This window comes from Janthinobacterium sp. JC611 (assembly GCF_018682595.1).
Taxonomy (GTDB): Bacteria; Pseudomonadota; Gammaproteobacteria; order Burkholderiales; family Burkholderiaceae_D; genus Janthinobacterium.
Map to the genome: position 1 here is coordinate 37,701 of NZ_JAFLJN010000020.1, position 11,507 is coordinate 49,207.

Annotated in this window: 12 protein-coding genes; 5 read left to right on the forward strand and 7 right to left on the reverse strand. The window is 62.7% G+C overall.

Annotation, left to right across the window (positions count from 1 at the left end; translation table 11 throughout):
- Window positions 1-2 precede the first annotated feature (2 nt).
- The 3 genes from atpG (at window position 3) to J0O65_RS12745 (ending at window position 2,790) form a co-directional block, all read left to right on the forward strand.
- Complete coding sequence (gene atpG / locus J0O65_RS12735; RefSeq protein WP_071325905.1) at window positions 3-878, forward strand: F0F1 ATP synthase subunit gamma; 876 nt, start codon at window positions 3-5, stop codon at window positions 876-878.
- A gap of 29 nt (window positions 879-907) precedes the next feature.
- Window positions 908-2,308 (forward strand): F0F1 ATP synthase subunit beta, encoded by a 1,401-nt coding sequence (gene atpD, locus J0O65_RS12740; protein WP_034752705.1) that lies wholly within the window; start codon window positions 908-910, stop codon window positions 2,306-2,308.
- 62 nt (window positions 2,309-2,370) lie between these two features.
- The gene (locus J0O65_RS12745; protein WP_065307860.1) at window positions 2,371-2,790 is read left to right on the forward strand and encodes a F0F1 ATP synthase subunit epsilon; all 420 of its coding nucleotides are present in this window, start codon (window positions 2,371-2,373) and stop codon (window positions 2,788-2,790) included.
- Window positions 2,791-2,865: 75 nt separating this feature from the next.
- On the opposite strand, the gene rsgA is transcribed toward J0O65_RS12745, so the two are convergent.
- From rsgA to J0O65_RS12780, 7 genes are all read right to left on the reverse strand, one after another.
- Entirely contained in the window at window positions 2,866-3,930 is a 1,065-nt protein-coding gene (gene rsgA, locus J0O65_RS12750; protein WP_215407234.1) for a ribosome small subunit-dependent GTPase A, read from the reverse strand.
- Window positions 3,931-4,206: 276 nt separating this feature from the next.
- Window positions 4,207-4,761, reverse strand: a complete 555-nt coding sequence (locus J0O65_RS12755) for a hypothetical protein (protein WP_215407236.1) — start codon at window positions 4,759-4,761, stop codon at window positions 4,207-4,209.
- 63 nt (window positions 4,762-4,824) lie between these two features.
- Window positions 4,825-5,190: an adenosylmethionine decarboxylase gene (gene speD / locus J0O65_RS12760; RefSeq protein WP_215407238.1), complete on the reverse strand. Its 366-nt coding sequence runs from the start codon at window positions 5,188-5,190 to the stop codon at window positions 4,825-4,827.
- Window positions 5,191-5,192: 2 nt separating this feature from the next.
- The gene (locus tag J0O65_RS12765; RefSeq protein WP_215407240.1) at window positions 5,193-5,366 is read right to left on the reverse strand and encodes a hypothetical protein; all 174 of its coding nucleotides are present in this window, start codon (window positions 5,364-5,366) and stop codon (window positions 5,193-5,195) included.
- Window positions 5,363-6,826 carry a DUF4178 domain-containing protein gene (locus tag J0O65_RS12770; protein ID WP_215407242.1) on the reverse strand — a complete coding sequence of 488 codons (1,464 nt, stop codon included), beginning with the start codon at window positions 6,824-6,826 and terminating at the stop codon, window positions 5,363-5,365. The genes J0O65_RS12765 and J0O65_RS12770 overlap by 4 nt, the downstream gene beginning before the upstream one ends.
- Window positions 6,827-6,846: 20 nt before the next feature.
- Window positions 6,847-7,881: an SPFH domain-containing protein gene (locus tag J0O65_RS12775; RefSeq protein ID WP_215407244.1), complete on the reverse strand. Its 1,035-nt coding sequence runs from the start codon at window positions 7,879-7,881 to the stop codon at window positions 6,847-6,849.
- A 31-nt stretch (window positions 7,882-7,912) separates the two neighbouring features.
- Window positions 7,913-8,299, reverse strand: a complete 387-nt coding sequence (locus tag J0O65_RS12780) for a DUF350 domain-containing protein (RefSeq protein WP_077398383.1) — start codon at window positions 8,297-8,299, stop codon at window positions 7,913-7,915.
- Between the two features lie 59 nt (window positions 8,300-8,358).
- Here J0O65_RS12780 and J0O65_RS12785 point away from each other — a divergent pair, with 59 nt between their 5' ends.
- Both J0O65_RS12785 and J0O65_RS12790 read left to right on the forward strand, forming a co-directional pair.
- A complete protein-coding gene (locus tag J0O65_RS12785; protein WP_215407246.1) occupies window positions 8,359-9,870 on the forward strand; it encodes a polyamine aminopropyltransferase in 1,512 nt (503 codons plus the stop codon).
- Window positions 9,870-11,501, forward strand: coding sequence for an NAD(P)-binding protein (locus J0O65_RS12790; RefSeq protein ID WP_215407247.1), 1,632 nt, complete (start codon window positions 9,870-9,872; stop codon window positions 11,499-11,501). The genes J0O65_RS12785 and J0O65_RS12790 overlap by 1 nt, the downstream gene beginning before the upstream one ends.
- Window positions 11,502-11,507: the final 6 nt, after the last annotated feature.

Genomic DNA, 11,507 nt, shown 5'->3' on the forward strand with positions numbered 1-11,507 from the left:
TCATGGCATCAAGCAAAGAGATACGAGGCAAGATCAAGAGCGTAGAGAATACGAAGAAGATCACCAAGGCGATGGAAATGGTCGCCGCGTCCAAAATGCGCAAGGCGCAAGACCGGATGCGGGCCGCCCGTCCCTACAGTGACAAGATTCGGAATATCGCCGCCAATCTGGCGACCGCCAATCCGGAATACACGCACCCGTTCCTGGCAGCTGCCCAGGGTACGCAAGCGAAGGCAGTGGGTTTCATCGTTGTCACGACCGACAAGGGTCTGTGCGGCGGCATGAACACCAACATCCTGCGCCAGGTGACGTCGAAGTCGCGCGAGCTGGAAGCAGCTGGCAACCGGGTTGAAGCAGTTGCCATCGGTAACAAGGGTTTGGGTTTTTTGAATCGCATCGGCGTCAAGATCGTCGCTTCTGCCATTCAGACTGGTGATACGCCCCACCTGGACAAACTGATCGGACCTGTGAAGGTCATGCTCGAAGAGTTCCAGGCAGGCAAGCTCGACGCAGTGTACCTGTGCTACACCAAATTCATCAACACGATGAAGCAGGAACCAGTGGTCGAACAGTTGCTGCCATTGACGGCCGACAAGATGGTCGCCGACAAGAGCGCACACTCGTGGGATTACATCTACGAGCCGGATGCGCAAAGCATCATCGACGAATTGCTGGAGCGCTATGTAGAAGCGCTGGTGTACCAGGCAGTCGCGGAGAATCTGGCGTCCGAGCAATCGGCACGGATGGTCGCGATGAAAGCTGCAAGCGACAACGCGGGTAGTGTGATCGGCGAATTGAAGCTGATCTACAACAAGACCCGCCAAGCTGCGATTACCAAAGAACTCTCCGAAATCGTCGCCGGTGCGGCTGCGGTTTAAACGAATTTAACTATATTGAAGGAACGAACATGGCTGATGGCAAAATCGTTCAGTGTATCGGCGCTGTGGTGGACGTTGAGTTTCCCCGCAACGCGATGCCTAAGGTATTTGATGCCTTGAAGATGGCAGGCTCGGAACTGACCCTGGAAGTACAACAGCAGTTGGGCGACGGCATTGTCCGTACCATTGCACTCGGCTCGTCCGATGGCCTGCGTCGCGGCATGATGATCCAGAACACCGGCAAACCTATCATGGTGCCAGTCGGTAAAGCAACCCTGGGTCGCATCATGGACGTGCTGGGCAACCCGATCGACGAATGCGGCCCTGTGTCGCACGAGCAGATCGCGTCGATCCACCGCACCGCTCCTGCATACGACGAACTGTCGCCATCGCAAGAACTGCTGGAAACCGGCATCAAGGTGATCGACCTGGTTTGCCCGTTTGCAAAAGGCGGTAAAGTTGGTCTGTTCGGCGGCGCTGGCGTAGGCAAGACCGTGAACATGATGGAACTGATTAACAACATCGCCAAGGCGCACAGCGGCGTGTCCGTGTTCGCCGGTGTGGGTGAGCGTACCCGTGAAGGTAACGACTTCTACCACGAGATGGCTGACGCGAAAGTGGTCGATCTGGAAAACCCGGAGAACTCCAAAGTGGCGATGGTCTACGGTCAGATGAATGAACCGCCAGGTAACCGTCTGCGCGTCGCGCTGACCGGCCTGACGATCGCTGAATCGTTCCGTGATGAAGGCAAGGACGTTCTGTTCTTCGTCGACAACATCTACCGCTTCACGCTGGCCGGTACCGAAGTGTCGGCACTGCTGGGCCGTATGCCGTCGGCTGTGGGTTACCAGCCGACCCTGGCCGAAGAAATGGGCCGTCTGCAAGAGCGTATCACGTCGACCAAGACCGGTTCGATCACCTCGATCCAGGCCGTCTACGTTCCAGCCGATGATTACACCGATCCGTCGCCTGCTACCACGTTTGCTCACTTGGATTCGACCGTTGCGCTGTCGCGTGACATCGCTTCCCTGGGTATCTACCCAGCCGTGGACCCGCTGGATTCGACCTCGCGTCAGCTCGATCCCTTGATCGTCGGTCAAGAGCACTATGACACCGCGCGTGCCGTGCAAACGACCCTGCAACGCTACAAGGAATTGCGCGACATTATCGCGATTCTGGGTATGGACGAGCTGGCACCGGAAGACAAACTGCTGGTCGCCCGTGCACGTAAGATGCAGCGTTTCCTGTCGCAGCCTTTCCACGTCGCTGAAGTCTTTACCGGCGCGCCTGGTAAATACGTTTCGCTCAAAGACACGATCAAGGGCTTCAAAATGATCGCTTCGGGCGAACTCGATCACCTGCCGGAACAAGCGTTCTACATGGTCGGCACGATCGAAGAAGCAATCGAAAAAGCCAAGAAACTTAACTAAGTTAAGTCTGGGCCTAACCCCGCCCCTTACCAGGCGGGGTTCTTCAACCCGATAGGACACACATGGCACACACAATTCACGTTGACGTGGTTTCCGCTGAAGAACTGATTTTTTCAGGCGAAGCAGAATTCGTCGCGTTGCCGGGTGAACAGGGCGAGCTGGGTATCTACCCACGCCACACGCCTTTGATTACCCGCATCCGTCCGGGCGCGGTCCGCATCAAGGTAGTCGGCCAGGCTGAAGAAGAGTTCGTCTTCGTCGCCGGCGGCCTGCTGGAAGTGCAACCGGATACCGTGACCGTCCTGGCCGATACCGCGATCCGCGGTCACGACCTGGACGAAGCGAAAGCGCTGGAAGCGAAGAAGTTGGCGGAAGAAAATATCCACAACAAGGATTCGGGCATCGACTACGCGCAAGCGCAAGCCGAGCTGGCCAGCGCGATTGCGCAGCTGGCAGCGATCCAGAAGCTGCGCAAGCATTAATTTGCGCGCATGCGGTACGACAAAAGGCAGCCTGCGGGCTGCCTTTTTTTTCAGCAAAACTCACTTCAGCAAAAATTAGCGGCGCTTGTCCTTTCCCCTTTCCAGTCCCGCCTTCAAGATCGTCTTCCACTTGGCGCGCGCGGCAATGCGCTCGAGCGGCGTCTCCTCGCTGCGGCGCGCGTCGCGCAGCAGCTTGTGATAATTGCGCAGGCGGTCCGCATCGACGGCGCCGCGGACCCGGCAACCGGGCTCGCTCGCATGCCGGCAATCGCGGAACTGGCACGTCGCCGCCAGCGCCGCGATATCGTCGAACGTGGCGGCCAGGGTCTGCGCATCGGCGTCGGCGCGCCAGCTGCGCAAGCCCGGCGTGTCGATGATGCAGGCGCCGCTAGAACACAGGTGCAAGGAGCGCGCCGTCGTCGTGTGTCGGCCGCGCGCGTCGCCATGGCGCACGCCGCTGGTCGCCTGCTGCGTGGCGCACAGGGTATTGGTCAGGCTGGATTTGCCGGCGCCCGATGAACCGAGCAGCACCAGGGTCTGGCCCGCGCCCAGCCAGGGTTCCAGGATGGCCACGTCATACGCATGGCGCGTATCGATGGCAAACAGGGGCACGTGTGGCGGCAGGCGCTGTCTGAGCTGCGCCAGCTTGCCGGCCACGTCGTCGGCCACGTCGGCCTTGCTCAGCACCACCACGGGGCTGACCTGGGCCGCCAGCACGATGGCCAGATAGCGTTCCAGCCGGCGCGGGTTGAAGTCCCCGTCCAGTCCCATCACCAGCAGGGCCGTGTCGACATTGCTGGCAAGTGCTTGCCGCCGGCCGTCATTGCCGCGCCGGGCGATCTGCGTGATTGGGGGTAAGTACTCTTTTATCCACAGCGCGCCGTGCGCATCGGGTTCGGCGGCGACCCAGTCACCGACGGCAAGGACGCTGTCCTGCGCCAGCAGTTCGTGCCGCAGGCGCGGCAGGAGCTGCGCCGGGTGTTCCTGGCTGCCGTCGTGCACGCCGATGCTGTCGCGGTGCACGGCGCTGACGCGCAGCAGCTGCGCGGCGGGGGAGGATGCGTCGAGTTGGGTGGCTGCGCCGGCGATGGCCTGCTGCAGCCCGATAAGGCGCAGTTGCGCGAAATCGAATGTGATCATGGTAGCGTGATTCCAGATTCTGTCGTCCGCGTGCGGACGTGAAGCCTGCGCGTGCAGGCACCGCCAGTCGCGAGGACTGGCACGAAAGAAGGGGAACGTCGGCTACGCGATCACGCGTATGGGGAGTTGCGAGCAAAAAGGCTCAGCAGGGGAAAACAGTGATCAGGCAGCCGACAGCACGGCAGTATCCGAATGGCGCATGTTGTCTACTCCTGAGGTGTGATGGAAAACGCCAGTGTGCCAGCGGCGCGCGCCGCCGTCAATCGACGGTGTGGCTCAGCTGCACATGCCGTAAGCGCTGCGCTCGGGGAAATAGCGGTACGTAAACGTGCGCACCGGATAGCGCTTGCCGGCGACGAGCATGTCGGGCATGGATAAATCAAAGCGCTGCGGCAGCTGGCGCGGCAGTTGCAGGCGCAGGCGCCACTGGGTCTCCTTGCTGTTGCCGACGGCGGCAAACATGATGGGCAGTTTTTCGATGACGTCGACGATCTCCGCCTTCTGGTTCATGCCGCGCTGGTAGATGGTCAGCACCTTCGCTTCGGCGAACGGCTGCTTGTGGGGTTCTTCCAGCAGGAAGGACAGGCGCGTAAAACTGGCTTGCGTACCGACCGGCAAGGTGAAAATCAGCGCCAGCTCGGTGCCGCCATCCTTCAGGGTGACGGGCGGCGTGGCATACACGCTGATACCGCGCGGCAGCGCGAAACGCGACCCTTCCGTCCACGTCTTGCACTCGGGCGTGGTGGCCTGGTACAGGCTGGGCGCCGTGTAGTCGTCGCAGGCGGAAACCAGTAGCAGCAGGGGCAGGGCAAGCAGGGCGGAACGGCGCATGGGAGTCACGGTTGGAGGATCAGCCGACAGTGTAAGCGATCGCCACGCGATCCACCAGCGAGCTTACGCCGGTGGCGCGCGCCGCACGGATTGCAGCTGGCAGTGCGCCGCCTGCAGCGCATCCTTGATGAGGTCCAGCGCCAGCTGCGGCCGCGCCGCGCCGCACATGAAGATGTCGACGGCGGCAAAGCCGACCTCGGGCCAGGTATGCAGCGAGATGTGCGACTCGGCCAGCAGCAGCACGCCCGTGACGCCCTGGCCTGGGCCAAAGCTGTGGAAATGGCCGTGCAGCACTTGCGCGCCGGCCGCGACGGCCGCGTCGCGCAGCAGGCGTTCGAGCGCGGCGCAGTCGCGCAGGCGTTCCGGCGCGACGCCCGACAGGTCGGCCAGCAGATGGGTGCCCAGGGGCAGATGCGCAGTGGTCGCCATGCCTATTTGTGGCTGCCGCCGCTGGAGCCGCCGCCATAGCTGCCGCCGCCGCTGCCCGTGCGCGAACTCCAGCTGCTGCCGCCGCTGCCGCTGCCGGCCACCTTGAACATGCGCACCCAGTTGGCGGTCGTGACGGAGAACGTCACCATCAGGGCATAGATCACGTATTTACTCATGGGGGATTCTTTGCATTCTTGTCGAGAAAAACGGCCGGGAGGAACAGCGCCAGGCAGCCCAGCAGACTCCACATCAAGGTGCTGGAGAACGAGACGAACATGGGGATCGCATTCAAGACCAGCACGATGACGATGAAGACCTTGGCGATGCTCTGGTGACTGAGCGCGATATTGTGTACCTTGGCGCCGCCATGGAAGGCGGCGCCGAACCAGGCGGCCATCTGGTCATAGGCGACGGGGACGGAGCGCGACCACGTCATTTCCTCGCCGGTGAGTTCCGCCGCCAGTTTGGTCTGTCCCTGTTCGAATTCAAACACGCGCGTGCTGTCGCCGACGGCCACCTTCCAGTTGAAGGCGCCCGCCGCGTACACCACCTGCGAGCCGTAGTCATACAGCTTGCGATACGTGGCGCCATCGAGCGTGCAGGTATCGGCGTCCAATGACGCCCAGTTGGGCCAGTTCGGCAGCACGTTCGAGCGCGACCAGCCGTCGTCCGTCTCGACCAGCCAGAAGAAGCCGGCGCGCGCGTGGTACAGCAGGTATTCATTCCATTCGCTGCCTTCATCGTCGGCGCGGCGCATCATGCCGATCACCGTGAAATCGACATTGCTGATCTTCGCGCTGGCGCCCAGCTCCAGCGTGATGTCGGCGTTGTCGTGCACCTGCTTGCCGATGGCCAGCACCTGCGCCTCCGGGCCGCTGGCGTCGAGCTGGGCGTGGCAGGCGGGACACACCAGCTGCGCCGCCGCGCCGGGGACATATTGGATGCCGCTGCCGCAGGACGGGCAGTCGAGGGCATCGAGCTTGCCGCGGTACTTGCCGGCGCTCCTGGCGATGGCGTCGTCGTCGCGCAGCAGCTGGCACTGCAAGCCGTCCAGCGTGACGGCCACGCCCTGGTAGACGACGGGTTGCGGGCCGTCCGTGTAGTCGAGCGTGACAAAGCTGGCGTAGTTGCGCAAGTCCGCCACCTGGATGCGCCAGCCGGCGCCCACCTTGAAGGGCAGTTCTCCCTGGCCGGCGATGCACTCGGCGTTGCGGATCTCGGCGGCCGTGTACGGCTCGCCGCAGACCGTGTAGCGCTTGCCCGGCGCCAGTTCGCCAAAGGCGGGCAGGGCGTCCTGCGTCTTGCGCTCGCGCGTCAGCGTGTACAGGCCGGACGAATCGCCCAGCCACGCCGTGCTGGCATCGTCGAACAGCAGATACCATTCGTTCCACGTGCCGGCGCTGTAGCGCTGCTGGATGCGGCCGACGACGGTGAAGTGCACGCCGTCGTGCACGCCGGCCGTGCCGATCTGGATCGGCGAGTAGTCTTCCAGGACGGCCGACATCTTGCCCACGTCCCTGACGGAATCGGCGTCCTTGAGAATGCTGCTGTGGCAGTACTCGCACACGGCGAGCACGGAAGCGTGCGAGCGGAAGCGGACTTCCGCGCCGCAGCTGGGACAGGAAACAGTTTGCATGCAGTCGTATTTCGCTCTAATCAGCCGATCAGTTTTTTCAACAGTTCAGCCTTGGCGCCGTCGTAGTCGGCCGGCGAAATGAGGCCCTTGTCGAGCAAGCCCTTGAGCTTTTCCAGGCGCGCCTCGATCGGTTCTTCCACGGGAGCCGGTGGCGCCGCCGGTGCCGGGGCGGGCTGCTGCAAGGCGCCACCCATGCTTTGCGCCATCACCTGGCCGATCGACAGCCCGGCGCCGAGACCGGCGCCGATGCCGGCCATGCCGCCTTCGTTCTGCGCCGCCAGCGGGATCGCGTTGGCCACCTGGAATTTCGTGTAGCCGCTCATCTTGTCGGCGCCCAGGCCGCCCTTCATGCCGGCGGAAATGCGTTCGTCGAGCGCCGCCTGCAATTCCTCGGGCAGGCTGATGCTGGCCACGTTGAATTCATCGAGGCCCACGCCATAGCGGGCAAACGCCTGCGCCAGGCCATCCTTGACTTCCTGCGCCATCAGCGCCTGGTTGGCCGCCATGTCGAGGAAGGGCACATTCGCGCCGCCCAAGGAGCTGGCCATGCTCGACATCAAAATGCCGCGCAATTGATCTTCCACCTCGTCGCGCGTATACACTTCGCGCGTGCCGCTGATCTCGGTGAAGAAGGTGCGGGCGTCGGCGATGCGGTACGAGTACATGCCGAAGGCGCGCACGCGGATCATGTCGAAATCCTTGTCGCGGATGGTGATCGGCTGCGGCGTGCCCCACTTGCGGCCCGTCTGCACACGGGTGCTGAAGTAATACACGTCCGACTTGAAGGGCGAGTCGAACAGCTTGTCCCAGTTTTTCAGGTTGGTCAGCAACGGTAAGGTTTGCGTCGTCAGCTTGTGCGTGCCGGGACCGAAGACGTCGGCGATCTTGCCTTCATTGACGAAGACGGCGACCTGCGATTCGCGCACGTTCAGGATGGCGCCGTTCTGGATTTCGAAATCCTGCATGGGAAAACGCCAGGCCAGCACGCCCTCCGTCTCTTCGTTCCACTGCAGTACGTCGATAAACTGCTTCTTGATAAAGCTGCCGAGGCTCATGATGGATATCCTTGAATAAGATGAAGCGGTGTCAGGAAATGCAGGCGGCGTTGATGGCGCCGATCGACAGCGAAATGGCGGCCAGCAGGCCGCCGAAAGCGCTGTTGTTCGATTCGATCTGGTCCTTCGACATGCGCAGCAGGCGCGTGGTCACCACGTACGCCAGCAATTGCACCACCATGGCGCCGAAGGCCCAGGCGAAGAATTGCTGGTAGTCGGCCGTGTGCATCAGGGACGAGGCGATGGTGGCGGAAAAACCCAGCAGCGCGCCGCCCAGCGACAGGGCCGCCGCCTGGTTGCCCTGGCGGATCAGCAGTACTTCGTTGTAGGGCGTGACGCGCGTATAGATGATAAAAAATACAATCAGCAGCCCGGCGGCCAGTAAAAGATGGATCAGATAGTTTAGGATGGCGGGCACGGCTTTCCTCGCAATGAGTATTTGATAACGTCAACGCATATTAGAACAAAAAAAGTCCAATGAACAAAAAGATTCTGATTTTGTCCGTCTTCGTGGTCGCCTCCTGCGGCCTCGCGTATGAGCTGATCGCCGGCGCCATGTCCAGCTACCTGCTCGGCGATTCGATCCTGCAGTTTTCCACCATCATCGGCTGCTACTTGTTTGCCATGGGTGTGGGTGCTCACTTTTCAAAGTATGTGCGGGACGACGACGTGCTCTCGCGCTTCGTCGACATCGAACTGGCCGTGGGCCTGATCGGCGGCCTGTTGGCCGCCATCCTGTTCATGACCTTTTCGTGGATGGCCGCGCCGTTTCGCACCTTATTGTATGTGATGGTGTTCCTGATCGGCGCACTGGTCGGCATGGAAGTGCCGCTGGTGATGCGCGCCCTGAACTCGCGCCAGACGGAATTTAGTGAACTGGTCAGCCGCGTGCTGACCTTCGATTACCTGGGCGCGCTGGCCGTCTCGCTGCTGTTCCCGCTGGTGCTGTCGCCGTACCTGGGCCTGGTGCGCACGGGCTTTTTGTTCGGCATGCTCAACGTGGGCGTGGGCCTGTGGACCATCTGGGTGTTCCGCGCGGAGCTGAAGAACCTCACGGGACGCTTCCTGCGCGCCTGCGCCGTGATGCTGGTGCTGGTCGCCGGCTTTGCCATGTCCGACCGCATGGTGGCGTGGGGCGAGCACGGCCTGTTCGGCGACCAGATCGTGTATTCCACCACCACGCCGTATCAGCGCCTGGTGATCACGCGCTGGAAGGACGATACGCGCCTGTACATCAACGGCAACCTGCAGTTTTCCTCGCGCGACGAGTACCGCTACCACGAAGCGCTGGTGCACCCCGTGCTGGAAGCGCTGCCGTGGGCGCGCCGCGTGCTGGTGCTGGGCGGCGGCGATGGTCTGGCGCTGCGCGAAATCCTCCGTTATCCACAGATCGAACACGTCACCGTGGTCGACCTCGACCCCGCCATGACGGCTGCGTTTACCACGCGCCCGGAACTGGCCAAGCTGAATAACGGTTCGTTCTCGGACAAGCGCGTCACCGTCATCAACGCCGATGCCGCCGTCTGGCTGCGCAACAACGGCGACATGTTCGACGCGGTCATCGTCGATTTCCCCGACCCATCGAGCTTCGCGCTCGGCAAACTGTATTCCGTACCGTTCTACGACCTGGTGAAAAAACACCTGGCCGCCAAGGGCTTGATGGTGGTGCAATCGACATCGCCCTTCTTCGCGCCGCACGCCTACTGGACCATCAATTCGACCCTGCGCGAAGTGGGCATGCGCACCTGGCCCTACCACGCCTACGTGCCCTCGTTCGGCGAATGGGGTTTTATCCTGGCCTCGCCCCAGCTCGACTACACACCGCCGACGACATACCGCCTGCCGATGCGCTACCTGAATGCGGACACCACGCGCGAGATGTTCATCTTCCCGCCCGACATGCAGCCGCTGCCGATGGCGCCGAATCGCCTCAACACGCAGTCGCTCGTGCATGAATTCGAGCAGGACTGGAACCGGGTGATCCGCTGATGCAGCGCCGCTCCTTCATGCTGTGGGCCGCGGGCGGCACGGCAGCGGCGGCCGCCGGCATCGGCAGCATCGCCGCGTATCTGCGCTGGCAGGAAATCACGCCCAAGGTGCTGTATCCGGGCCGCAGCGAGGGGCACTATTTGCGCCAGCTGCTGCGCGAGCGCACGGCGCTGCCGGCGCCCTCGGCAACCATCACCACGGATGTCGCCATCCTCGGCTCGGGCATCGCCGGCCTGACGGCCGCCTGGCGCTTGAAGAAGCTGGGGCACAAGGATTTCTTGATGATCGATGGGCCGCAGCCGTATGGCAACGCGGCCGGCGGCCATTTCGGCGACCTGGCTTATCCGACCGGTGGCCATTACCTGCCGCTGCCGTCGCCCGAATCGACCCACGTGCGCGAGATCCTGTTCGACCTGGGCATCATCGAGCGCGATCCGCAGGCGGAAAAGCCCTATTACGACGAGCGCTACATCCTGCACGCGCCGGAAGAGCGATTGCTGTTCAACGGCCAATGGCAGGACGGCTTCATTCCCACCGAAGGCGTCTCTACCGAAGAACTGGCGCAGCATGAGCGCTTCTTTGCCGAGGTGCGGCGCCTGCGCCAGGTACATGGCAACGACGGCAAGCGCGTGTTCGTGTTCCCGACGATTGAATCTTCGCAGGACCCCGCCTGGCAGGCGCTGGACGCCATGACGTTAAAACAGTGGATGGAGCGCGAAGGCTATACCTCGCCCACCCTGCACTGGTATTTGAACTACTGCTGCCGCGACGACTATGGCACGCGCTACGACCAGGTCTCGGCCTGGGCCGGCCTGCATTACTACTGCAGCCGCTGGGGGCAGGCGGCCAACGCCGGCAATGGCGCCTGGCTGACCTGGCCGGGCGGCATGCAACCGGTCGCCACGGCCATGGAGCAGGCCTCGGGTGTCCAGCGTCATGCGGGCACGGTGGTTTCCGTGCGGACGACGGAGCAGGGCGTGGAGGCGCTGTGCCTGGAACTGGTCGACGGCCGGCCGCGCACCTACCTGGTCAAGGCGCGCAAGGCCATCTGCGCCATGCCGCTATATGTCGCCGCGCGCGTGGTCGACAATATCGCCGGGTATGGCTTTGACGCGAAGCGCGATACGCCCGCGTATGCGCCGTGGCTGGTGGCGAATTTTTTACTGAAACGCTTTCCCGACGAATTGCCGCATGCGCCGCTATGCTGGGACAACGTGGTGTACCAGGAACCGGGCCTCGGCTATGTCGTCTCGACCCACCAGGATATCCGCGTGCGCCCGCCCGAGAAAACCGTCTTCAGCGCCTACGTGGCCCTGTCCGACCGCACGCCGCAGGAAGCGCGCAAATGGTTGGATGTGGCCACGCCCGAGCAATTGCTGGCGCTGGCCAGTGTCGATTTAAAGACGGCGTATGGGCGCGATTTTGCGCGCTGCGTCGAGCGCGTCGACATCACCGTGCGTGGCCACGCCATGGCCGCACCGTTGCCGGGATTTCGCAGCAATGCGGGCTTGAAGGCCTTGCGTGAACATGACGGTGCGATCCTGTTCGCGCATGCCGATCTGTCGGGCTTTTCCGTGTTCGAGGAAGCGGCGTGGTGGGGGGATCGGGCGGCCCGGTTGGCGGCTAAATAAAAAGGC